The sequence below is a fragment of the Mesorhizobium sp. M0077 genome, from assembly GCF_040322955.1.
Lineage (GTDB): Bacteria > Pseudomonadota > Alphaproteobacteria > Rhizobiales > Rhizobiaceae > Mesorhizobium.
In genome coordinates, this window is the sequence record NZ_JAMYUL010000019.1 from 67575 (window position 1) to 91925 (window position 24351).

General features: G+C 58.2%; 17 protein-coding genes and 5 pseudogenes. 6 read left to right on the top strand and 16 right to left on the bottom strand.

What is annotated here, in order from left to right:
* Positions 1 to 648 precede the first annotated feature (648 nt).
* The 5 genes from NKJ57_RS27310 to NKJ57_RS27330 all read right to left on the bottom strand — a co-directional run bounded on the left by NKJ57_RS27310 (position 649) and on the right by NKJ57_RS27330 (position 8437).
* Positions 649 to 2805, bottom strand: coding sequence for a dipeptide ABC transporter ATP-binding protein (locus tag NKJ57_RS27310; protein ID WP_352513406.1), 2157 nt, complete (start codon positions 2803 to 2805; stop codon positions 649 to 651).
* The gene (locus NKJ57_RS27315) at positions 2798 to 3676 is read right to left on the bottom strand and encodes an ABC transporter permease (protein ID WP_352513408.1); all 879 of its coding nucleotides are present in this window, start codon (positions 3674 to 3676) and stop codon (positions 2798 to 2800) included. Before NKJ57_RS27315 ends, NKJ57_RS27310 begins: the two co-directional genes overlap by 8 nt.
* A complete protein-coding gene (locus NKJ57_RS27320; RefSeq protein WP_352513448.1) occupies positions 3673 to 4626 on the bottom strand; it encodes an ABC transporter permease in 954 nt (317 codons plus the stop codon). The genes NKJ57_RS27315 and NKJ57_RS27320 overlap by 4 nt, the downstream gene beginning before the upstream one ends.
* A gap of 69 nt (positions 4627 to 4695) precedes the next feature.
* Positions 4696 to 6360, bottom strand: coding sequence for an ABC transporter substrate-binding protein (locus NKJ57_RS27325; protein WP_352513410.1), 1665 nt, complete (start codon positions 6358 to 6360; stop codon positions 4696 to 4698).
* 940 nt (positions 6361 to 7300) lie between these two features.
* A complete protein-coding gene (locus NKJ57_RS27330) occupies positions 7301 to 8437 on the bottom strand; it encodes a serine hydrolase domain-containing protein (protein WP_352513412.1) in 1137 nt (378 codons plus the stop codon).
* Between the two features lie 1065 nt (positions 8438 to 9502).
* On the opposite strand from NKJ57_RS27330, the gene NKJ57_RS27335 reads away from it, so the two are divergent.
* Positions 9503 to 9778, top strand: a complete 276-nt coding sequence (locus tag NKJ57_RS27335) for a hypothetical protein (protein ID WP_352513414.1) — start codon at positions 9503 to 9505, stop codon at positions 9776 to 9778.
* Positions 9779 to 10047: 269 nt separating this feature from the next.
* Positions 10048 to 10198 (top strand): annotated as a pseudogene (locus NKJ57_RS27340) (transposase); the annotation flags it as partial.
* 615 nt (positions 10199 to 10813) lie between these two features.
* Here NKJ57_RS27340 and NKJ57_RS27345 read toward each other — a convergent pair.
* Positions 10814 to 11137, bottom strand: a complete 324-nt coding sequence (locus NKJ57_RS27345; RefSeq protein ID WP_352513452.1) for a hypothetical protein — start codon at positions 11135 to 11137, stop codon at positions 10814 to 10816.
* Here NKJ57_RS27345 and NKJ57_RS27350 point away from each other — a divergent pair.
* Together NKJ57_RS27350 and NKJ57_RS27355 are read left to right on the top strand one after the other, a co-directional pair.
* A pseudogene (locus tag NKJ57_RS27350) lies at positions 11097 to 11195 on the top strand (ferredoxin III, nif-specific); the annotation flags it as partial. The gene NKJ57_RS27345 and the pseudogene NKJ57_RS27350 sit on opposite strands and share 41 nt — an antisense overlap.
* A 20-nt stretch (positions 11196 to 11215) precedes the next feature.
* A complete protein-coding gene (locus tag NKJ57_RS27355) occupies positions 11216 to 11788 on the top strand; it encodes a GNAT family N-acetyltransferase (RefSeq protein ID WP_352513416.1) in 573 nt (190 codons plus the stop codon).
* A 451-nt stretch (positions 11789 to 12239) separates the two neighbouring features.
* Here the strand turns inward: NKJ57_RS27355 and NKJ57_RS27360 are convergent, their stop codons facing one another.
* Positions 12240 to 13130, bottom strand: coding sequence for a dimethylarginine dimethylaminohydrolase family protein (locus tag NKJ57_RS27360; protein WP_352513418.1), 891 nt, complete (start codon positions 13128 to 13130; stop codon positions 12240 to 12242).
* Between the two features lie 1055 nt (positions 13131 to 14185).
* Entirely contained in the window at positions 14186 to 15289 is a 1104-nt protein-coding gene (blsG, locus tag NKJ57_RS27365; RefSeq protein WP_352513420.1) for an arginine 2,3-aminomutase, read from the bottom strand.
* Positions 15290 to 16009: 720 nt separating this feature from the next.
* Between blsG and NKJ57_RS27370 the strand changes: the two are divergent.
* Positions 16010 to 16301: pseudogene (locus NKJ57_RS27370) on the top strand (ISNCY family transposase); the annotation flags it as partial.
* A gap of 252 nt (positions 16302 to 16553) precedes the next feature.
* Positions 16554 to 17372, top strand: a pseudogene (locus NKJ57_RS27375) (IS481 family transposase); the annotation flags it as partial.
* A 112-nt stretch (positions 17373 to 17484) separates the two neighbouring features.
* Here the strand turns inward: NKJ57_RS27375 and NKJ57_RS27380 are convergent.
* The 8 genes and pseudogenes from NKJ57_RS27380 to NKJ57_RS30960 all read right to left on the bottom strand — a co-directional run.
* Positions 17485 to 18861: an MmgE/PrpD family protein gene (locus tag NKJ57_RS27380; RefSeq protein WP_352513422.1), complete on the bottom strand. Its 1377-nt coding sequence runs from the start codon at positions 18859 to 18861 to the stop codon at positions 17485 to 17487.
* An 871-nt stretch (positions 18862 to 19732) separates the two neighbouring features.
* Entirely contained in the window at positions 19733 to 20761 is a 1029-nt protein-coding gene (locus NKJ57_RS27385; RefSeq protein WP_352513424.1) for an L-histidine N(alpha)-methyltransferase, read from the bottom strand.
* Between the two features lie 301 nt (positions 20762 to 21062).
* Positions 21063 to 21332, bottom strand: a complete 270-nt coding sequence (locus NKJ57_RS27390; protein WP_352513426.1) for an exopolysaccharide production repressor protein — start codon at positions 21330 to 21332, stop codon at positions 21063 to 21065.
* 29 nt (positions 21333 to 21361) lie between these two features.
* On the bottom strand, positions 21362 to 21640 hold the full coding sequence (gene fdxB / locus NKJ57_RS27395) for a ferredoxin III, nif-specific (protein WP_352513428.1): 279 nt from the start codon (positions 21638 to 21640) through the stop codon (positions 21362 to 21364).
* The gene (locus tag NKJ57_RS27400; RefSeq protein ID WP_352513430.1) at positions 21537 to 21809 is read right to left on the bottom strand and encodes a hypothetical protein; all 273 of its coding nucleotides are present in this window, start codon (positions 21807 to 21809) and stop codon (positions 21537 to 21539) included. Before NKJ57_RS27400 ends, fdxB begins: the two co-directional genes overlap by 104 nt.
* Positions 21751 to 22944 (bottom strand): TlpA disulfide reductase family protein, encoded by a 1194-nt coding sequence (locus NKJ57_RS27405; RefSeq protein WP_352513432.1) that lies wholly within the window; start codon positions 22942 to 22944, stop codon positions 21751 to 21753. The genes NKJ57_RS27400 and NKJ57_RS27405 overlap by 59 nt, the downstream gene beginning before the upstream one ends.
* A 519-nt stretch (positions 22945 to 23463) precedes the next feature.
* On the bottom strand, positions 23464 to 23586 hold the full coding sequence (locus NKJ57_RS27410) for a hypothetical protein (RefSeq protein ID WP_352513434.1): 123 nt from the start codon (positions 23584 to 23586) through the stop codon (positions 23464 to 23466).
* Positions 23587 to 24065: 479 nt separating this feature from the next.
* Positions 24066 to 24247 (bottom strand): annotated as a pseudogene (locus NKJ57_RS30960) (universal stress protein); the annotation flags it as partial.
* Positions 24248 to 24351 lie beyond the last annotated feature (104 nt).

The following is a 24351-nucleotide window of genomic DNA, read 5'->3' on the forward strand; positions in this document are numbered from 1 at the left end:
CAACGATATTCCTCTCAGGGAGCCGCCAAAACCTCTTAAAGACCGCAGAAAAGCCAAAGTATTAGGCCCTCCTCAACATCAGCTCCTCCTCCGAATAGAGGTATGTAGCAACAAGCCGTTGTTCTATTTTGTCACTAAGGTGGCCCTAGTCAGCAACGAAAACGTTTATAAAAATAGCTCGACGCCTCTGACCCTTCACATCTCTGCGAGCTCTTAAGATAATAGGAGGAGGGGCTTTTATTGGAGAAATCGCAGCGTCTCTGGGCCGCGGCTCGCCACGCGCAAAGTTTGGGCTCAGAGGCACTGGGACGGTAGTAATAGCATGCAAGCCGTCTCCGGAATGGGCAGTAGGTTCTGGTGGTGTTGGTCTCATGATGATCAGAATAGACTCACTGGCAATTACCTCGAGAACTTTACGGCCCGGTTTAGGGAGCTCTGCACCGTATCTTTGGCCATCAAACGTGACGAGGCGACAGAATATCTCGCCACTAGCTAAGTAGCGGCTAACATGGCGCCCCAACGCGACGGGTCGGGCGGCCCAATCTCGTAGCGCGTACCGTTTTTCCACACAATCGAACGTCGATGGCGCTAGGCACCAAGCACGCTTCAAGTAAGGGATCTGGCTTCATTTTTATCCCTCTTGCCTCATTATCTAACTACTGAATCCGAAGAGAGCTCCGATAGTTGTACACCAATATAGTCGGGCTGGTTGTCCGCGGCGCGCGGGGTTTGTTCATCCCAATCCGTTTGACACGCTATGAGTTGGTTACCCGAAGTCTCCTGCAGCGGCGTCGAGTTCTGAAGCTTGGCAAGATCAGTATAAGGGATGTGGCAGCGGATCGAATGGCCCGGCTGCGCTTCGTTCAGCGGCGGCTCCTGCTGCTCGCAGATCGGACCGATCTTGCGCGGGCAACGTGTGTGGAACACGCAGCCCGACGGCGGGTTGGTGGCACTGGGGATCTCGCCGTCGAGGCGAATACGCGCCGTCTCCGTCTGATCGAGTTTGGGCACTGCCGACAGCAGCGCTTCGGTATAGGGGTGATGCGGGCAGGAAAAGACGTGTTCGGATGGTCCGATCTCCATGATACGGCCGAGATAGAGGACGGCGATCTTGTCGGAGAGGTACCGCACCACCGCCAAATCATGCGAGACGAAGATATAGCTGACGCCCTCCTTCGACTGCAGGTCGGCGAGCAGGTTGAGAATGGCCGCCTGCACCGACACGTCCAGCGCCGAGGTCGGCTCGTCGCAGACGACGACGCGCGGGTCGCCGGCGAAGGCGCGCGCGATGGCGACGCGTTGCTTCAGCCCACCCGAAAGCTGGCGTGGCTTAACGGCGAGATGCCGCTCGGTCAGCCGTACCGAACGAACGAGGTCGTCGAGGCGAGCCTCCAGCGCCTTGCCGCTTAGGCGCGCCAGCCGCTTCAGCGCGCGGCTGATCAGGTGCCGGATCGAATGCGAGCGGTTGAGCGCCGAATCGGGATTCTGGAACACGATCTGAATCGCCTTGATCTGATCATCGCCGCGGTTTTCCAGCCTCGGGGCCAGCGCCTTTCCCTCGAGTTCGATCGTGCCGCCTGCGTCTGGCGGCACCAGGCCGAGCAGCAGCTTGGCGAAGGTCGTCTTGCCGCTGCCGGATTCGCCGACCAGCCCGAGCGTCTCGCCTGACCGTAGCGTGAGTGATACGTCCTTCACCGCCCGTACAGCGTTGCCATAGGTCTTATTCAACCCGGCGACCCGCAGCACCGGTGCGGCGTCCGGCTTTGGTGCGGGCGCCACATCGCTCGGTGTCGCGCGCGGCAGCGCCTGCGCCTTGTCGTGATGGAAGCAGCGCGACAGCCGGCTTCCCCGCGCGTCACCCAGATCGTAAAGCGGTGGCAATTCGCTGCGGCAGCGGTCGTCGGCGAGCGCGCAGCGGTCGGCGAAGGCGCAGCCCTTGATGTCAGCCCCGATGCCCGGCAAAAAACCCGGAATGGTGTCGAGCCGGCCCTGGTCCTTGCGTTGGCCACCGCGCGGCAGGCAGCGCAGCAGGGCGACCGTGTAGGGATGGCGCGGATCGTTGAACACCACCTCTGTCGGCCCTTCCTCAACCAGCATGCCGGCGTAAAGCACACCGACCCGGTCGCACATGTTTGAGACAACCGCGAGATTGTGGCTGATGAACAGGATCGAGGCCGATAGTTGCTGCCTGAGTTGCGCGATCAGTTCGAGCACCTCTGCCTCCACGGTCGCATCGAGGCCGGTGGTCGGCTCGTCGAGGATCAGCATCGAGGGATCGTTGGCCAGCGCCATGGCAATCGCCACGCGTTGCTGCATGCCGCCGGAAAGCTGGTGCGGGTAGCGCTGCATGACGCTGACGGGATCGGAGATGCGCACGCGGTTCAGCATCGCAATCGCGCGGTCGGTGGCCGCCTGTCCCGAAATGCCGCCGAGTTCAAAAATCTCAGTCAGTTGGCGGCCGACGCGGATCGATGGGTTCAGCGCCTTGCCAGGGTCCTGATAGACCATGGAGACGCTTTCCGCGCGCGCCCGCCTGAGCGCCTCGGCGTCCAGTTTCATGACGTTCTGACCGTCGAGCGAGATCGCGCCACCGGTGATCGAGCCGTTTCGCGGCAGATAGCGCACGACGGTGAGCGCCACTGTCGACTTGCCGCAACCGGATTCGCCGACCAACCCATAGGCTTCGCCCTGGCCGATGGTGAGGCTGAGGTTGCGCAGCACAGCGCGATTGCGGCCGGCGACGCGGTAGGCGACAGAGAGGTCGTGCAGTTCGAGCGCGTTTTTAGCGTTGGCGGGATCAGTCATTGAGCGCTCCATGAACGCCGTCGGCCGCCAGGTTGACGCCGATCACCAGCGAGGCGATGGCGAGCGCATCGAACAGCACCGTCCACCAGAAGCCGCCGCCGATCATGCCGTAATTGTTGGAGATCGAGAGCCCCCAGTCGGGCGAGGGCGGCTGGATGCCAAAACCCATGAAGGAGAGCGTGGCGACGGCGAAAATGGCGTAGCCGAGCCGCACGGTGGTTTCGACCAGGATCGGCGGGATGACGTTGGGCAGGATCTCGACGAACATCGTATGAAAAGCGCTTTCGTGTCTTAGCTGTGCGGCGGCGACATAGTCGAGTTCGCGCTCGGCCAGCACTGCCGAGCGCACGGTACGAGCGATGATCGGCGCGAAGCTCAGGCCGATGACGACGATGACCGTCGTCTTGGATGTGCCGAGCGCCACGATCGCCAGCAGCGCGACGATGACCACCGGGATCGCCATGAAGGCTTCCAGGATGCGGCTGACGACATCGTCGACGAGGCCGCGAAAATAGCCGGTGATGAGGCCGAGCGCGGTGCCGGCCACCGTCGCCAGCAAGGTTGCCAGCGGGGCGACGGTCAGGATGTCGCGCGAACCGACGATGACGCGCGAGAAGACGTCGCGGCCGATCTTGTCGGTGCCGAACCAGTGTTCGGAAGAGGGCGGCGCCAGCGCATTGATGATGTCGTCGGCCAGCGGATCGTAGGGCGCGAAGTGCTCACCGAACAGCGCGCAGGCAACCCAGAACAGCACGATGGCGAAACCAACAAGGAATGTTCGGGAGCGCAGCAGCGAGAAAAAGACCTCCGCCAGCGGGCCGCGCCTGCTTGTGTCGTCTGGTGTGGGGGAGGTGGTCTGGACGGCGCTCATTGATCTGACCCCAGCCGGATGCGCGGATTGAGCACGGAATAGAGGAAGTCGGCGACAAGGGTGGCCACCGCATAGACGATGCCGATGGTGAGAATGCCGGATTCCAGCATCGGGAAATCCTTGCCCCGCGCCGCCGTGAAGATCAGCGAGCCGATGCCCTGGTAGCGAAACAGCGTTTCGATGACGACGAGACCGCCGATGAGATAGCCGGTCTGCGTCGCGATGACTGTGATGGTCGGCAGCAGCGCATTGCGCAGCACATGCCGCCAGATCACCGTGCGCCACGGCAGGCCCTTCAGCACGGCCGTTCGCGTGTAGTCGGAATCGAGCGCTTCGATCATACCGGAGCGTGACATGCGGGCGATATAGCCGAACAGCACCAGGAACAGCGGCAGCGAGGGCAGGATCAGGTAAAAGAGTTGGGTGAAGAAGCCGGCATCCTTAGGCCATGCCGCCGAGATAGGCAGCCAGCGCAGCCATACGCCGAAGACCAGGATCACGATAATGCCGGTGACGAATTCCGGCAGTACCGTCACCGACAGGCCGCCAAGGCTGATGATGCGGTCGAGCGGCCGATTGAGGTTGAGTGCGGCAATGACGCCGCCGAGGATGCCGATCGGCACCACTAGTACGAAGGCGACCGCCGCCAGCTTCATCGAATTGCCCAGCGCATCGATGACAAACGGCGCCACGGGCGAGCGGAAGATGTAGGACGTACCCATGTCTCCCCGGACGAAGTTCCAGATCCAGGTGGCATACTGGGTGAGTAGCGGGCGATCGACGCCGAGCGTGTGATTGAGCGCGTCGACCGCGCGCTGGTCGGCGAATGGCCCCAGGATCGCGCGCCCGACATTGCCGGGCAGCACCTGGCCGCCCAGGAACACCATGATGCTGAGCAGGAAAAGTGTCACCAGCGATAGCGACACACGCCGGACAAGGAAGCAGCGAATGGCTTATACTCCGCGTGGAACCAGCCCCGGTGAGGAGCTGGCTGTTAGACGATTGGCTTCAATTTCGGTTCAGGCCTTCGACGCTTTGTCGAGGAAAAGTTGCCCCGTGGCCGTCGGCTGCACGCCGGTCACACCTTTCGCGGTTGGCACCAGCGCGTCGTAGAAGTATCCGAAGATCACCGGCGTCTCATCAAGCAGCAGCTTCTCAATCTTGCCGGCCGCAGCCTTTTGCGCCTCTAGATCAAGGGCAGCGATATAGCTTGACACGAGTGTGTCGTAATCCTTGTTCTTGAAGTGCGCGGCGTTCCAGGTACCGTTGCTTGTGAGCGGAGCGGCAAGCAGGACATTGGGTACACCGCGGTGGCCGTAGTCGGTGATGCCCATCACCGAATCTAGCCAGTTCGATTTGCCGAACGCGCCATCTCCGTAATAGCTGCCCTGATCGAGTATGTTGAGCTCAATCTGGATGCCGAGCTCTTTGACCCAGTTTTGAATGAGTTGGGCGTATTCGGGAATTTCGATGACATGCTCGGTAGTCAGCGTCACCTTGAACCCGTTGCCCATGCCGGCCGCTTCGATGAGTTGCTTCGCCTGACCGATGTCTTGCTTCCGCTGGGGCACACTGGTTTCAGTCGAGGGGTAAACTGGGGCAAACGGGCTGTCGTTGCCGGGCACGGCTCGGCCCTTCATCAATCCCGCGACCAGTTTATCGCGATCGAGGGTTAGCCCGATGGCACGACGCACGCGCGGATCCTTGAACGGGTCTAAGTCGCAGCGCATGTGAAGCTGGTTATGCAATGAAGATTTCACACTCAGGATATCGAAATTAGGATCATTAAACAGGCCAATAGCAGCCAGAGCCGATATCGTGTTTATGATGTCTACCTGACCGCCTTGCAGCGCTAGGACCGCTGACTGTTCATCGGCAAAGAAGGTGAATTCAGTGCGAAGAGGCACTGCCTTCTCGCCCCAATAATCCTCATTGCCTACGAAAGACGCACCGACTTTTGGCGTATATTTCTCCAGCTTGAATGGCCCGGTGCCGTCAAAGCTCTTCTCGTAATCGCCCTTGTAGCCGGCAGGCAGGATGATGGCATTGTAATTGTCCGACGACACCAGGTAAGGAAAGTTGCCATTGGGTCCTTCGAGGTGGAACTCTACCGTGTAATCGTCGACCTTTTTGGTCGCGCCTTTCTGCAGTATCCCGGCGAACACCGACAGCGCATTAGATGCGTTCGCCGGATCGGCAAGACGGTCGATGCTGGCCACGACGTCGTCCGCCTTCATCTCGCCGCCGCTATGGAAGTTCACCCCCTTGCGTAACTTGAAGGTCCAGACCGTGCCGGTATCATTTGGCTTCCAGCTCTCTGACAGCTGCGGACGCAGCACAAGGTCTGGGCCATCCAGGCATAGGTACTCGCCGGCTTGCTGCAACATGACATAGCCAGGGCCGTCGGAGGTTGTCATCGGATCGATCGCGGCGGCGGGCGTGCTGATAGCAACACGAATAGTGGCGCCGGGCGTACCTCGGGCCCGAGCGAGGGAAGGCACGCCACCGAAACCGGCGACGGCACTTATGCGACTTAGTAGCGGCAGCGAAACGCCGAGCAGGCTGCCATGGCGGATAAAGTCACGGCGGCTGACCCGGCCGTCGACCAGGCCATCGATGAGATGTTTTTCATGCGGCGAACGATCGCGCCGAATGAGATCGAGGATGCGATAATTCTTATTCATGGGCGATGTACCCTTTCCCAATTTTCTTTTTTTTCTGGCGAATGATCGACAAGATTCATACGATTCTCCCTTCCCCAGCCGCCGATGAGAGCTGTCGACCGGAGTTCTAGCTCACGGTCTAGCCCGGTCTGTTGTTTTTAGGAGAAAGACTGCTTTTTTCCCGAGAAGTCCGACGCTTGATAAAGCTGCGTCCCTATTGACGGCATCTCCCTCCGACTTTTTTGCATGTTAGCAGCAGGGGAAAAGTAGGGGTTGCTGAAGATTGCCTCCAAAACGAAAATCTTTTCTGAGCTCGACCTTGTCATTCATGCCGGATAGCAGAGCGCGTGAGACATCCGCGGCAACGACATGGGGCGTCATAGCGCTGCTCTCCAACATGCGAACGCCATTGGTGCTTAAGTGGAACTCGCTGCCTGTCCGGTCGAACGGGCCACTCCAGGACCTTGCCTTTGTAACAAGCAAGAATTACCGCCCCTTTGAGTTGACCCTCGACGTTGTTTTCAAGATGTGCGGTGTCTACGATCGGTTGATGCGTCAGCACCATCATCGAGGTGCCATCATGAGAGAGGTTTCGGGCTGCGGAGAAGATCTGCAAAGACATTTGCAACGTGCAGGCACGAGATCGTGACACGCGCGAATTGCAAGTTCGCCTAAAGAGGCTGTCGTCGAAGCATGTTCGACGACAGCCAACCTGCCCTGGGAGGGTGGGGAACCGGGGTAACGCTCATGATCGTGTTTTAGTGAGAGGAATGATGCCCGTACTATTGAGAGTTGCACGTTGTGACACTGTGGCGAGGAGGGCTCCGATCCCAGCCCCTGATCCGGCCACCTTGGCCGAATGCCGTGAGGAGGAGTCATCACCAACCCCGGTGACGACGGCAAAGCGTTAACTCGAGCGCAGCTAGACGCAACGTTGGATTGCCGGCTGCCGGCGCCTAGTTTATTTTTCGGCCACAAGATCGGTTGCCACCTTCATCAAAGCGGCCCCAAATTCGGGGTCGGCGGCGGCTCTGTTCTCGAGGACTCCGAGATAGACAACGACGGTGCCGGTGTCAGGGTTCGCGAACATATATTGCCCACCATAGCCACTATGTCCGAACCACGTGCCGTCGGTGTACGTTTGACGGCTATAATGGAACCAGTCGAGCGGCTTCGTAAATGTAGGCCCGGGATTGCGGCGGGTCTCCTCGATGAAGGCGGCATCGCCGACGCGACGGCCGTCGATACCCTCGCCCTTGCGCGCAAAGAGCAGACCATATCGTGCGAGATCGCGGGCGGTGAGACAGGCGCCACCGGAGACCATCGGCACACCTTCGCGGTCGCAGCTCATATGGAAGCAGCCCTCGATGCCAGCGGCCTCAACGATTTCGATCAGCCAGTCGCGCAGCGGCCGGCCGCTGGCTCGCTCAACGATCCAGCCAATGACGTCGCTGTTGGCCGACTTGTAGAGCACGTGGCCGGTGCGATTTATATTATCGTTGCTGCCAATGCCGCAGAGGAAAGAACGGGGCGTCTCCTCCTTCTGACCCTCCTGCGGCAGGCGCCATCCGTAGGCGGCATCCAAGTTGTAGACGCTTGCGTGTGGGTCGGTATAATCCTCAGTGAAGTCGTTGGCGACGTTCATGTCGGCGACCGCCCTGACGGTCGCCCCGGCGTAGCCCGTACCGATCTCCGGCAGATAGCTGTCGACCCGCTCGTCTAGATTGACGAAGCCGTCGGCCACTGCGCGGCCGAGCATGAGATTGAGTGTCGTCTTGGTGATAGAACATATAGGATGCGGCTTCTCGGCTCCGAAATCCGGTGCATAGGCTTCGTAGAGGACGCGATCATCGCGCACCACGACGAAGGCTGAAAAATGCGGCATAGCGAGGAAGCGTGCGACGCCGGGACGCTCGCCTATGGTCCAGTCGATCTCCTTCCTGAGCGGCAGGACGCGGGGAGCGCGCAGCGACATCGAATAGAGCATCGTTGTGTGGAAATTATGGAAGCCGTGGCGGCGGTGGTCGGGCAAATTCCAGCGCGCCTTGTTGTCGAACAGGGTAATCAAATCAGGATTGGGGATCGCGGAGGCAGTCATGCGGTGGGCGCCTTTACAAAATTCAGGTTGTTATAGGACTCAGGAAGAGTGCGAAGTCCGAAGGTCGCCAAGCCAATTCGCTCGAATGAATAATGAATATTGAGTCAGAAACAACATTGAGGTCAGAAACAACGCCATAGTTTCCCAAATAGGCCGCGTAGCACCACAGAACTCTTTCACGGCGCAATCGATTGACTTGGTCGTGCGGCTCGCGGGCCAACTGCTTAGGCTCCATGGGGTCCCTTCGCCCGCGCATCGTACTCAACGTAATCGCTTAGACTCATCGGCCGGCTGTGGTGGGATTTCTCCGACAAGCCATCCGAGTTGTTCCTGTTGACGTCAGTGCGGCTCATGCTTTTTCCGGCAGCACCTGCGAATTGAAAACGCTGATTGCTTTCAGGCACCTTGCGGCTACATATGTTTCTCAAGAGCTACCCCGTCTCCATCATAGCTCCTCGCCCTCCCAAACTCGTTAGTTTCAGGTTAACATAGCAGATTATGAAAGTGTTTCTGATTTACGCCCGACTTGAGAAAACTCTTACTGTAGAGCAACAAAGAGCCGAATTGTTCGTTGGGAGCCAAGCGGGTCAGCGCTCTTAGCCGCAGCAAAGGCTAATATCTAAGAGACGTCTGTGATGAAGTCACTTTGGTCAAGACTCCTCTTTCTGGACCGTTCAGTGGGTCACTGGCTTGTTTTTGCGGTCAGTACTTGGCCGCCGCATGATGGGCCGGGAGAGCGAGAAGCCCCCTCAATCTGCTTCACGAGCTTGCCCCAGTTTTGGCTGGCAGGTTCGGGCCTCTTTACGGGATCGCCTCGCCCATCGTCCCGCGGAACGTACCGGGCATCGCACGTTCGGCGAAAGCTCTGCTTCTCATTCGGTGTTCGAGACGGCTTACGCCGCTAGCGCGGCAGGCTCCTTTCCAAAGCGGAACTCGGTCGCGTCCGCCCAGTGAATTACATAACCGACAGTTTGAGCCATCATCGAACTTTCGAGATTTTGAAAGCGGTGCCTGTGCCGCCCCCGACGCGAGCCGCATCGGTCGGACCAAGAGAAGGCACGGCTTGTGGGCATTGGAGACTTACAAAGCACGCTGGTGGCGGGCGCCACCTCGCTTCTTGGCGATTCAGGGATTTGCGACAAGACCGACTTCGGCCAGATGTGCGCGCAAGTCATTGGCGATCATGGTGCGTTTGGCGCACGAGCAAGATCAGGCGCGATGGGTCATGCGAAGCTCTGCTGCTCCATCGTCTTCAGCGGCACGAAACGCATCGTCGAGCGTTGCACCTCCGGCACCGAGCGCGTATTTCTTGCCACGTTTTCACGCAAGACCAGGGAATGAGGCGAACCTCGTCTCCCCTGGTGGTGAGGATGCGAGCGGAGTATTGCGGCGTTCCGCATGCCTCCACTCCGATCAGGCAGGGTGGGAATCTGCTTTCGGTGAAGCCGCTTAAACAACGCCTAGCACCTGTCTCATCAATGCCATGAGCCTGGAACACCTTTTGGCCAGATCCAGTCCAACAGTCGTGATCTTTAACGTGAATTCTCCTTTGTCGCTCCAAGTGGTCGGCCCGCATGATAGCCGGGGTGGGTCGGTGTGGGGGCATCGACATGAGGGAGCAGAGTCGTGGGCGGATAGCCCAGATTGCCAAGAACACCAAGCGCTACCCGTCTGACTTGACGGACGAGGAGTGGGAGCAGTTCGCACCCCTGACGCCCGAGCCTGGGGCGTCGCGCGCGTCCGCGCGAGGTTGATTTCCCGTAGGTGATCAACGCCTTGCGCTACCTTATGCGATCGGGTTGCGGTTGGCGGGTGCTGCGATCCACTTTTTGGACCCTGTCGGCTCGACGTTCCGGATATGCGGCGGCTACGTTAGCGGCAGAGCTTCACACCATGCCGTTATCGGCTCCGCATGTCCGGTAGGAACGGCTGATGTAACAGCCGGTTTCCTCAGGCAATTCCCTCTTGTGAAACAGAAATCCACGCGACTGGACGTCCCACTTGGCACATTGCGGTACCGTCTGCGGGAGGGCGGCAACCTTCCATCTTGGTAGGTCAGTGCACTCACGGTCATGGGCGCGCTGCTACCTCAATCTGCTCCAATTTGACAGCACCAGCGGGCGCAGCCCGATGCCAATTGGCCGAGGGTCAGAAAGATTGGCAGGGCTCCCCGCGTACTCGGACATCCACGACGAGTGCCGACGCACTGTGCCATACCCAAAGGGGGGGTAATTGCGTCGTTCTCGTACTTAACGAGATTATTGCAGAACTTCCAAAAACTTTCATCCAAGGAACGCGCATTCTAGGGGATCATAGCGCCACGTTTATTGTCGGCGCCACTCAGTTATGAGTTCCGGCTCGGAAAAAGGAAGCTGCTTATGTATATCCTGGAAACGCCACGGCTAATCCTAAGGCCGCCGTCGCATAGTGACGAGCTCCTTCTACATAAACTTTATAGCGAGCTGGATCATGCTGGGCGGCTTTCACATCCACAAAGAGCTTGCTGAACCTCTGGCCACGAAACGGCCCGTGGGGAACCTCAGGATTCAGCTTCAGCATGGCGTCGGCACGACGTGCGCTCAGCAACTGCAAGAAAGTTCGCTGCGTCGCAGAATTCGCAATGAGACGGGTTTCACCATCCGCGACGGCGGTCGAGTGGATGCGGACGTATCTGATCAAAATCGACGGCACGCCCTGCATCAGCTGCGGCCGCTGCTTCAGGGTCTGCTCGCGCGAGGTTATGCATCTTTATGATGTCCGCCGGAAGATAATTTTTAAATGACGCCGATACGTACCGAACGTCTGATACTGCGCAACTGGCAGGACCGGGATCGCAGGCTCTTCCGCCGGATCAATTCCGACGAGCGTGTCATGGAATTCTTTCCTTTGCGCCGCGACGGCCCCCAGTCTGACGCCACGATGGACGAAATGCGGGACGTAATTGACCGCGATGGATTCGGCTGGTCCGCCGTCGAGATTGCAGCTTCCGGCGAGTGCATCGGCTTCGTTGGGCTAGGTGTCGCCGACATCGAACCTGCAGCGCTGGCTGGCGCCGTTGAGATAGGCTGGCGACTGGCGCCTGAATACTGGGGCAAAGGCTATGTCACCGAGGCGGCGGAAGCCTGGCTAGCCTACGGATTTGAAACGCTCGGCCTCGACGAGATCATGTCTTTCGCAGTGTGGAACAATGTTCGCTCGACGGCGGTGATGGAACGTCTTGGCATGAGCCACGATCTTTCCAGCGACTTTGACCATCCCCGCGTTCCGCACACGCATCCGCAACTCAAGCGCCACGTACTCTACAGGCTCTCGCGCAAAGACTGGCAGGCAAGAAAAAGGGCGGCCCCGTAGCCGTGCATCCCTCTTTGAAAGTCAGAGTACTGTAGGTTCTTCTGGACTCACCATCCGGATCGTCACGAACCTCAACTCGCCGGTCTTCGATGCCAGGATCAGAAGTGCGTTCTTGCGCCCCTGTTCCTTCAGCGCACGGTACGTCGCCCGACATCAACTTCGATCCAACCAGGCATGCGGGTTGGCGAAAAACCCATGCACTTCGACCCGGCGGAGCTTGCGGTTCAGGAGAGCCTCTGCGTCGGCGGTTTGAACCTGAAAGAACTGCTTGGCCAAATCTAACCCAATGGTGGTAATCTGCTTTACGGAACGGCTCCTGCTTTGTGGCGTTAACATCAATGACCGAGTTCTAGCACCTGGATGCTATCGTAGCGGGCCGTTCCATCACATCGATCAACCAAGGTGAGGTTCGCCCAGGTTGATTGCCGCACCGCAGTCGCGGCATTAGGCATCACAAACCTCTTCTTAGCGGCATGGTTAGACAGTGTGTCGAGCCGCCTTCGAGCACGAACTGTTGTAGATCCGGCTCCAGCACCTTAAGTCCGTTGGCACGAATCCGCGCGTTGATTTCGGGCTGCTGTTTGGCAGACAGTACAACGTCGTTGCCGAGCGCGGTAACGTTGCAGCCCATCCGCATCACATCGCTGTAGCTCACATGAATAAGTTCGTACCTGTGTGAAAGCCACTCGACATCAGCAGCATCCAGAATGTCGGTTGCGCATAGCGCAAGCTGCCCGGTCAGCACGCTGAAAAGCACATCGAGATGGAGGAAATGGGCTGGAACGCGGATCTTGCGCACACTCCAGCCCTCGCCCCCCACCCAGCGTGCGACTTGGTCCGCACCTTTTGAGAAGGTCCGGACCTCATTTACACCGATAATAATCTCCCCCTCTCGGAGGACCTGGACATCGCCACCCTCGACCGGAGCCGCCGTAACGCGTTTCCAGATGGGCAGCTCAAGATGAGAGGCGAGATCTTCGATAGCGCCCCATTCGCCGCGTCGTTCCGGTCGGGCCATCTGTGCGATCAGCATGCCCCACGGAGTCATGATCCCGCTATCGCGGGCGAACGTCTGCATCGGCAAATATTCATCGGGCTCGAGGAAGTGGCATGTCACCCCCTCTGCCTCGAGCGCCGCGACCAGTTCCTGGTGTTGGGAAATGGCGGCGTCCACGTCGACTAACGCGCCTGAAGACTTCGACTGCTCAACGATCGCGTTCTCGGCAGCCCAGTCGTAGTAGATGGGGCGACAAAGCGCGACCTCCTGAAGAACACCGTGTTCGCTACACACGAACTCCCGGCCGTTTGTCTGGCGTACCGGGCGCAGGCTGGTCTCCATCATGTTTCCTCCTGATGCGATTGCTTAAAGCTAGCTATGTCAACGTGGTCACGGCCGGATGGAGCTTCAGCAGTGTGTCGACCGGCGGTGTCGATGGAGTTAGCCGATAGGATACCTTTTGAACGCACTTGCAGGCAAGACGGTTAGTTCGCGAGCGATTGACTGGTTGAGGATCCAAGCCATCCGAAACCCGTGGTTCTCAGGTCTGGCGACCCCGTGCGGTCGCCGCAGCCAGCGGGAAAGCCCTTTCGACCATACGACAGCAGCGACCCTGCCCCCATGCCTTTCAGGCTAAGCAGTATCGCAGGCGCCGGCGAGACCACCTCAACGTCACCAAGAATGGCATAGCGCGGCTTCCACTGTCTTGCTGTTACTGAACAAATTCCAGCCGATCGAGTTCATGGCCGATCTGCACCTTCTAATGGCCGGACAATGGTCCCCGTCGCCGGTCTTAAATTCCTCCAGAATGCTTACGCCGGTCGCGGCGCAGCCGCCCGTGCGTTACACGCCTTGGCTGAACAGCAGGCCCATGACGCGATTGACGTGGCTGATCCGCTCAATACTTTGCTCTCACGCGAGAGACGGCGCCGGTGTCGGCCCGGACACATAGCACACCCCCATGGCTCGCCCGCTCGTGGGGGCAGCCCGAACCAGCGCCTCGACGTCGACCTTGTCGGTCCTTGCCCCGCCGGTGGCTCGCGAAGTGGCAATCGATGTCGGATAGCCGACATGGCTTTCGATTCCTTCGGCCTGCAGCACGCGATGGATCTAGAAGCCGTGAAGCCCGGCTTCCTAGATCAGGATGATTGGGAAGAATCTCCCTTCGCGCCGCTGCTTTTTTGCTGAGCACGGCTCAACCCACCAACATGCATGCAATGCGCATGTTTGGCCTCCAAAGCTGGAATGGTAGCGACGATCTCAACTCTGCCATAGCGCAGGTCCCTATCCACCTCTTCGTAGGATCTCGCCAGATCTGGTGGACGGGTTAGCGTAACCACGGACATTTGCCAGCCTTTCCAACCGCTGTTAATTTATGTGACAGGATAACTATGGCTTTTTCAGATGAGGTAGTCAGTTATATCGTCCACCTCCATGTTGTAGTTTCTCACATAAGTCCGATCGCCGCGCCGGAATAGAGAGGGCCTTTGAGCAGGAATCTTTCCAAGTTTGGTAGTAACCACATAGCTCGGCACAGAAAAACCCGTTTCGAACCCGACAAGGCCATCAACAATCTCTTGGCCTTGCTCGAGACCAGTCACGAAATGGGACACGCCAGTCACACGATCACAATGGTAGAGATAATAAGGCCTTACCCGTATTTCGATAAGCCTGCGAAAGAGCGCCTTCAGTGTGTCAAGATTGTCATTAACACCCTTCAGTAGGACGGTCTGATTTTGCACGGGAATTCCGTGCCGAAGGAGGCGGTCGCAGGCCTTGGCAGCCTCTGCAGACACTTCGATCGGGTGATTAAAGTGCGTGCTAAGCCATATGGGCCGATACCTATCCAGCATGCTGCATAGCCCATCGGTGATTCGCTGCGGCAAAAAGACCGGGTAACGGGAGCCGATCCTTATTATTTTGACGTGCGGTATAGAACGCAACGTACTTATTATTTGCTCTAGTTTTTCATCATTCAGTATTAGTGGATCGCCACCTGTCAATAGAACGTCGGATATTTCCTTATGTTGGCCTATATACTCAAAATCGGGATCATATGCGGCATCATAAGCCGTATTATAGTATGTGCCTTTCTCACTCGCTGTGTGGTACTTTCTGGTACAAAAACGGCAATAAACAGGACACGTATCTGAAACCAAAAAAACCACCCTATTCGGGTATTTGTGTATAACACGTCTCGTCTTAATGAATGTCGCGTCACCGACGGGATCGACGTCCGAACCCACATCGGTATTCATTTCATCGCGATGAGGTATGGCTTGCAGGCGAATCGGACATTTGTCATCCGTCTTCGACATCAATGACGCATAGTAGGGAGTGACCATCCACCGGTAGGTACCCTTGACCGCATCAATCGCTGTCACATCATCGTCGCTCAGGGTAACCCATTGCGCGAGCCTGTCCTTGGTCCTGATTAAATTGCGTGTATGGAATTTCCAGTCGTCCCAGGCGGCGCCCGTGAAATTTTCTTTCGTCAACAACATGAGTGGCTCCATAATTGCGGAGGTTCGACCGCACAATCGACGGAATTATTGAGAGCAGCACTAGCATTCATTGTAGTTCCGCTGCGTCCGCCGTGACATTTACTGGGATTTATATTGGTTGGCTTTGACAGCATGTTGTGTTGGAACCGTGAAAGTTCCTGCTTGCCTGGATTATGCGTGATTCTGCTTCTCCAAGGGGATGGTCATTTGTCAGTTCGCGTTTATTTCCTGGCCAATTTGCTCTCCGTAAATCCTGTACGCTTTTGACAATGCAAATCCATATCCATATGGATTTCACTACAAGAGGCGCCGTCGCAAAGCTAACGACGGATCCTGAACCGGTCAATACCGGCAATCGATCAGATTTGGCCTCGAGTGTTATATAGTGTTCTGCTTTTATTCAGACCTTGCAGATAAGTGTCAGAGGTTTAACAGAAGTTTATTCATTGCATGTACTCGATGCGCCCTGTTTGCATGCCGTCGTTCTGCCTGATCGAACCCTGATCCATGTAACCTGCCGGCTGCGCGCACCCGATATCTCAGGCGCCAACGCAGCCAATGGAATGGGCGAGGCTGACGTCACGTTCTGGACCTGAGATTGGTGCGCCCCGCTTTCGTGCAATCAAAGGCGCGGGGCGCTCGGATGGGACAAGTCGATCCTCACGGGCCGCACCGGCGGGGTGCGGTGCTCGGTGAGGGCGAGAATAATGCCGCGCCATCTTAGCGGACTTCAACGCAGCTTCGGCAAGGCCCCGCAATCCGAAGGGTATGCACCGCCCCTCGCGAATCATAAGGATCCGGACGGCGCAATTTGCCGCGAGGAGGTTCGCACGCCGTCTCAGGCTTTGACGGTACTGTTCATTGTCGACCCGACCGATACCGCGAAGGGGCTTGCCCGCAAAAAGATCGTCGTCTGCGTTAGTCCAGACGACGCCTCGAGATCATGCACGACGGCGGCTCCCGCCGGTTCGTGGTGGCGAAGATGGTTGCCTCGACGCGACGCACCATCCATTCACGCTACCGTGCTTCCGGCGGCAGGTGATTGAGCTCTCGGGCCGGCTGTCGACTCCTTTCACCCTCCCCTTCTCCTACGCGCACTCTCTGCCACCGTCGTCACAGCCCGAAGATGCAGAAAGCCTGGGCGCCCGACTGTCCGCGCACGGCGCCAAGCTCGACCAGCTGTGAGCTTTCGGGAGGTTGTCCATTCGGACCGAACGGAGGAGACTGGAGTTACCAGGCTTCAGCACTCAACCGGGGGGTCCGAATGAACATCCACAAGAATGCCCGTCTCACGCCGCTGCGTCGAGAGGAGATGGCGCTGTCGGTGATAAAAGGGGCTTTTCCCCAAGCCCATGCGGCGCGCGTTTACGGCGTGTCGGCCAAGATCGTGGCGCGCCGGGTCGAGCGCTATAAGGCCGAAGGGCGGGCAGGCATGATCGACCGTTCCTCGCGGCCCGCCCATATGCCACAGGCCACCGCTGCGTCGATCGCCGAGCGCATCGTTGCGTTGCGGCGGCAACGCTGGACCGGCAAGCACATCGCCCATGAGGTCGGCGTCTCGCCCGCTACCGTCAGCCGGGTTCTCAAGCGTGCCGGACTGTCGCGGCTGAGCGACATCGAACCGGCCGAGCCGATCCGACGCTACGAGCGCGAGCATCCCGGCGAGATGATCCATATCGACATCAAGAAGCTCGGTCGCTTCAGCCAGATCGGCCATCGCATCACCGGCGATCCGCAAAAGGGCAAGTCCCGTGGCGCTGGCTGGGAGTTCGTCCATGTCTGCATCGACGACGCCTCCCGCATCGCCTTCTCGCAGTTCCTGCCCGACGAGAAAAAGGAGAGCGCCATCGCCTTCCTCAAGGCGGCGGTTGCCTATTACGCAAGCCTCGGCGTCGCGATCGCCCGCGCCATGACCGACAACGGCTCCTGCTACAGATCGAAGGCCTTCGCCAGGGCCTGCCGTGATCTCGGTCTCAAGCACGTCAGGACAAGGCCCTATACGCCCAAGACCAATGGCAAGGCCGAGCGCTTCATCCAAACGGCGCTGCGCGAATGGGCCTATGCCATCGCCTATCCAACTTCAAAGAGATCGTCCTCGTCATCCCAGCCCAGCGCGAAGGCCACTACGGCACCGATGACAATCCGCGGTGGTCGGCGCCGCCGCGCGGACCAATTCCGTCAGCCTTCAGTTAACGTTACGGGGCCGGGGCGAGATCGCGATCGAGTGGCGCAACGACCATGCTAATCAGACGGCTAAGCCCCTCACTGTTTAGTCTATCAAATGACAACGCCATCACCTCCATCTCGTCGGCCCGGCCCTTGCCGATCAAACCGGTGGTGAAATTGACATATTTGGTGTGCAACTCTTCCGCTGTCATGGGATCGTCGCGATCGCCTTTCGGTGTGCGCGGCTCCGACATGATTTCTCGGCCGTCCTTTAGGTAAAGCGTCACGTCGGCCCAGCGCTTGCCGATGCTGATGCGGGTGTAGTGCTCGGTTTCGACAAGCTCGGTGGCCTTGGAGATGCGCCGGATTTCTTCATCCTGCAGAACCTCCGGCAAGAGCTCCTGCGGCCCTATTTTGCCACGCACGATCATCGTCGCAACCGGAAACGCGATCGAGTAGCTCATTTCGTCCAGCGTCTTCGGGTTGTGACCGGCAAGCCGAACGGCATAATGGAACGTCTGGATGCGGACGCGCCTGACATCCTTACTGGTGAGGTTGTTGTCACGCATCAGGTCGAGCGCGGCATCGATCGATGGATGGGCCCAGCGACAGACAGGATAAGGTTTGTATGAGGTATCTTCGGCAACGCGCCAAGCATCTCCGAGATCACGCCACCACGGCTCCGCGCTGGCCCCCTCAGCCGTGATCGCCGGTGCGCCAGTGAAGCCGAGTTCGGCCAAATAGGCCGCCATGACCCCTGAGGGCGCACCCCAGCCGACGCCGTCACGCAGCATGGTTGGAAAATCGATGCAACGCATCATTTGGCTGCGGGGCCCGTGATATTCTGCAATGCCAGCTGCGTGGCGCGTCTGCTGCTGGCTGAGCCCCAGCAGTCGGGAGACACCCGCAGCTACACCGACTGCCGTCCACGCCCCTGACGTATGGTAGTCGGATACGGTCCCGTGAAGCGTCAGGCCGGCGCGGTAGGCAACCTCATAGGCGACGGCCAGCGCAACCATGAATTCTCTGCCTGAGATTGCAGTGCCCGAGCCGCTGAGCGAATCGGCAACGGCAAGCAGCGCAGGAAATACCGCTGAGCCGGCGTGACCCTTGCAAGGGCTGTTGTTGTCGTGGCCATCGATCGAGTCGACGGTGAAGGCGCCGGCGAAGGCCGCCCCCGCAGGGCTGACCGGGCGCCCGTCGAAAATCATTCTGGCTGAGCCAACTTCAGGTGACGAGCGCCATAGCCGATCGGCGATCTTCCTGGCTATGGACGAAATCTCTGTGGTCGCGCCCACTACCGCGACGCCGAGCGTGTCTGCAAAACTGCGCCTGAGAACGGCACGGATCTCCTCAGGAATGGCATCGTAGGTCAGGCAACCGGTAAATTCGGAAAAAGTGATCATATTAAACCTCGCACAATCTGTGATGTGGCCAATTCCCAAGATGATGGTTTTCCAGGAACACTCCCATCCTAAATAGATTGGACACCGCATAAGTTGGCGAATGCAATGCCGTCAGAAGGCGACCCGGATCCGCTGGTCGACGAGCCCGAACGACACGCGGATCAACGCCACGGCCCTGATTTCGACCTGTCTTCGACCGGCACCCCGACGAGAGGTTACGAGCAAACCGCCATGGCGTCGGGCAATCTGTTCTGTTTCTTTGATCCAGTGTTGTGTTGGCGCATTTATCCCGCTGCGGCTAGTCGGTCTATCCCGCCGGACGGCTCACTCAACTGTTTTCGCAGCAATTCAGCCGTGCCGCACTTGAGCCCCATCACGCGATTAACGCCGTGGAGTATGCAGGCGGATGCTCCGCGGTGGTAAGAATTCGCCGTAAGGGCTATCGCACCGAGCGAACAGTTCGAAAAGCGCTGGTAAACGCGATCATGTTGTTGAGACCAGTCGTCTTACGTGCGAGCTTGGTGTAAGCCTCCACGGCATGGCGCCGGTGGGCCGGTGGGCCGGTGGGCCGGTGGGCCGGTGGGCCGGTGAAGTGAATTCGAGCCATCTTGGACGCAAGATCAACCCTTCGTTGTGTGTGTCATAAAGTCCTGCTTGGCGCGTGTGCGGAGGTCGAGCCCAAGAGCAATGCCATCGTTCGAGATATAGCCTTGAAGACCAGCCTGCATCTCATGGTCGTTGTGTCCATGGTTCGACGACCCACACCCAGCGAAAAATCGAGGTATTTCTCACCGCTCTCCGCCATCAGATAACGGCGACAATAGGTCTGGGCTACGGATCCAATGTTCTTTCTCATCGTATTTTCTTCAGGTCACGATTCCAGTCCTGTCCGCTCTGCACCGAGTTGGCACAGAGAAACCGCATAGTGCTGGCTTGAGTCCGTCCAATGCTGAACCGGCCGGAAGTTATACAAACCCAAAATCTTGTGGAAAGCATACAATTCGACCTTCCGCATGATCTCCGTCCTAATCATCTCTCCTTTCTCGAGGCGAAAGGAAAAATTCAGATTTTTTAAATTAATTGTTTGCTCCTGCATTGCTTCGAGATGGCTCTCCATTCTATATAGTGATTTATTATAGAATGCCACGTGTCTAAACTGGAAAAGATTAAAATCTCCATTGAATCGACAGTTCAAATGTTGCAGGACACATAAGTTTGTCAGGATAGCCGTTTGGTTATTGTAGGCCGCCTCTAGGATTTTGGTTTCTTTGTCCAAATCCATCCCGACCAAAAAATAGTCTCCAGGAGACAAAGCCGATCGCGCGGATAGAAGGAGATCATGCAATTCGTCATCGTGCATGTTCCCCATAGTGCTGCCGAGGCAAACTAAAAGCTTTGGTCCAATTAAATTGGCTACTTGCGCGAGTCCGGTCTGGTAGGTTCCGACAATACCTAAGAAGTCCAGGTCGGTTGTCACAGAGAAAATGTTCTCTGCCGCCCGCTCCAAGATCGAGCGATTGATGTCAACCGCAGCGTAAAAAGTGCGGCCGTGCTCCTTCACGTATGCACTAAATAAAAGAGTCGTTTTCTCGGCGTTTCCAGACCCCAGCTCAATGATGGAGATAGGACCTGTAATGTCGGCAATCGACGTCGCATGTTGGGCTAGTATGTCCTTTTCTGTTCTGAACAGGTAATATGTTTCCTCGCGGCAGAGACGTTCAAACAGGCGGGAACCTGCATCATCGTAGTAATAAATGGAGTTCACGCTGCGCGGCGATTCCGATAAGGACGCCACCAATAGGTCGCCCTTGAATAACATTTCTTCGGGTACGTCTGCGCCGACGATCTCATATTCGTTGCGTGCCGCCACTGCGGTTGTACCGGAACGATGTCGAGCCATAGAGACAACTCCATTCAATAGTGGTGTACTGGCGAGGGGTAGGGAACGGCAGCGTATTGACGCTGTCACCAACGGCACGAATATGTTGGCAGCTCCTGCCCTTGATAAAGGTAGCTTCAAAAGTCGTGCCAATTTCGCCCTGCGAGCGTTGGCGAGTCTATTTCTGAGTTTGTTCAATGACTTAAATGGGGTGAAGTGGGAGCCGAGCTGTTAACATTGTCGAGGAGCCGACAGACAGGAGGTGTCGGTTGCCTACATGCAGTGTTGTGTCGGTAGAATGGGCGGCCCATTAATCTATTGATCAGGCAGCTGGTTGGGCGTTGGTCGCTGGCGGCTCGGATCCAACTTCCTCGCGAGTGCCGGAATGCTCAGCCATGTGGCCAGCTCTGCTAGTGCAGCTAGACCGCCAGATCAGAAAGAGCACGCTTGCGAAATACGCCAGCTGAAGGAGCAGCGAACAAGCCAGCGTCGTGACGGCTACTGTGCGGATGGAATGAGAAGCGAAGTAGACAATTAGTGCGGTGCTGCACAGCACCAGTCCCAGGACGCGACAAAAGAGTTTTAAGGGCATCGCGGTTCTCCTGGTTTTGTCTCCTCAGATCATGCTGCGATCTGGTCGGCCGCAACATGAGTCTGGCAGTTCTTCGGGCAGACGCGGCCGCAGGCTCCGCAGCCAATGCAGCGGCCGGCATAGTCGACGACCATGATCATGCGATTGAGCTCGCCGTCGAAATCGTCGTCTTCGCCGTCGCAGGCGCCGAGCAGTTCACCCGCGTCATCGACGCCGTAAAGATGCATGACCTCGCGAGAGCAGACTTTGAAACAGCGGCCGCAGCCGATGCAGGTCGTGCCGTCTATGGCGGTGAGATATTCCGGCATCCATCCGAAGCCGTCGCGGGTGGTGAATGTGCTCCTCATCGAAACCCCTCATTTCAGCGAGTTCTCTCTTGGCACCAGCCCACTTGGCAAAAGCGGCCGACTTTCCTCGGCTACTTCCTCGATCCGTCCATTTTCCCGGGAGATCCTCTGCAAGGTCGCGCAATTTCATATTGGCGACTGCCGCGCGCAGTTGAAGCTTTCGGACTTTCGTCCCCGCCGTAACAAACCTGCCCACCCCCGTACTTGGCGAGGGCCTGCAGCAAATCCGGTAGATGCTGCTCTTTCAATTCGGCCGGGATAGGATCCGGACCGTCCAGCGAAGTCAGAGCCAGTTCGACCCACTCGAGCGCGCGATCATTGCTTCCGTTCTCGTGATAGTACCGGGCAACTGCGGGATAGGACCGGAACTTAGGGCTGTCGCCTTGCGGGGGATTCAGCGCCAGGATGTGTTCGGACAGCTCCTTGCCCATCGCGGAGCGCTCAGCAGGGGGAAGGCGCGAATGGTCATTGGCCGCATGGAAAAGTTGGTCTAGCGCCGACACCATCCAGTCCTCGGAGTTTTTGTCGATCGCGTCGCGAACCAATTGACGTATTACGGGCAAGCCGGTCCACATGTCTTCAATTTTGTGAAGCAACACATGCGCATGAGCCAAGCGGAAGTTGATGTCGTCAGGCAACAAGGCGATGCCCTCTTCGATCGCCCAGAGCGCCGTCGTCCAATCTTCTAACTTCACCGCCGCCCAGAATCTGTCATGGACCGGCTCCTTCAACGCTTGTTCGCGCGCCATGGGCTCGCTTGTGCCGATCCGCTCCGTGTCGGCGGCTTTAGCTTTATCCCCGGTGCGCCAGCTGCCGTTGAGCACTTTCGGCAAAACATCATCGAGTTGACCGGGATGACCGACGAAGGCGATCTTACGATCTCGGTCGATCACGAACGAGGTCGGAATTCCAAGAGAAAAGCCGGGGTTACTCCAAAGCTTGGTCATTTCACCTGTATGTTCGAACGCGATCCGATAGTTCAGATGCGAGCAGTTTTCGGTCAACCACGCATCCAACTTGGTTCGAGCCTCAACGGCGGTTGGTGCGTCTTCATTAGCCGCGACTGCGACGACCTCAAGTCCGCCGACTTTGTATTTTTCCTGGAGCCGCATCAACTCGAGCATCTCCGCCACACACAGTTCGCACCAAGTTGCCCAAAATTCGACGATATACACTTTGCCGGGCTGGAAGTTCGTCAGGGGCTCGCCACGCAGCCAGGTGTCTACTTTGAGCCAAGGAGCCGGCGACTTTATCTTCAGTACCATGCTGCTCTCCAAAGCTGTTGCCCAGGTTGCGCGACCGCGAGCTTGTTTCCCTGTTTTGAGGGGGGCACACGGGCAGGAAAAGGAGAGCATCGCTCGTTTGGCGCGTCTGCGTGCGGTCAGCTTTTACGCAGTGTTGCCGCACCATAGTCCGCAAAGGCCGTGCCAGCGCGCTCAGCGGGTAGCACGCGCATGAATCGTCAGAAAAACCTCCAAATGCCAAGATGGCTGGTTGTATGAACCCGACATGTTTCTGCCCCTGTCAGGTTTTGGACAAACATCACGCGTTCCGTGTCGGCAGAAAAGGGGAGCCCGGGCGACTCAATATGCATTCGGGCCGAGGGACGAGGCTGATGGACAGCGTTGGCTATCGTTGGGCCCCTCACCGTCATCCGCTTCACGCCACCGGCTTGAGCGTATGGCCGTTCCAGCCGCTCAGGCGGTAGCGTATCTCGCCATTTGCGATCAGGGGGGCGCTCCATCCTGATCCAGCGCCGCCTGCGCCCTACCCTCTTGCGCGATTCAATCCTCGCTGGCGCCATGGCATTTGTTCATGACGAAGCCGTCCAGCTGCGGCTCGCCATACTCAGCCTCGCCAGAGAAGATAATGATCATGGCGGAAAAGGCAGGGATAAGTGTCGGCATGTGCCGACCCGGTGAACTCTCCATTTCAGACCATGCCAAGTTTATGCGATCCATTCCCGCCGACCGCGGCTAGAGCTCGACCGTCCCGACTCGAAGGTCGGTGCCTTGGCCGCTGCACGGTCGTTGTGGTGTTCAGCTCCTGGCCAGTGGGTGAGGGATCGCGATAGCAACAACACGATGCGGCTTCGGTCCGAACGCGGCCTGCCGCGCTGAAACGCTCGCTTTCTCGACTTGGCGCCAGCTCGAGTATAGGTGTTTTGAGCGCCTTGAGGACGCCTGGGGCTCTGCCGGGTCGTTGGTCTCGACCGGCGAGCAGACCACCAAGCGCGGCCTAGGGCCGTCCGGGGAGTGCTCTTCGCGACGGCGCTTGCAAGTTGCTCAGGAGCTTCGCGAAACCTGCGCGTTCCTGCCACCTTTTCGGACTTCGCATCAGGGCAGGGGAGTAGAGCGGAAAAGCATTGGTGCTACCTCAGAACTTGTCAGCGAGCCAAAAACAACGGCAATGACGGCCTCCCAATATCCATCCTGTCACGCCGCCGAAGAGTCGCTCACGTAGCTTCGGTTGCCGTAAGCACCCATGACTATCATTTCTGCAGGCGTGTCGAATTGCGTGCTGCGCGAGCACCGTGGCTGCTGATTTTCCGGCGCTCGCCAGCAGGTCAGGTCGCGTCCCGACAGGTGGTGTAGCTCGGCGGTAGCGAAGCCGCTCGCGAGCGCGCCCTCAACAGCGCTGTAGCGAGCGAGCGGCTTTGCGGTGGTCATCGA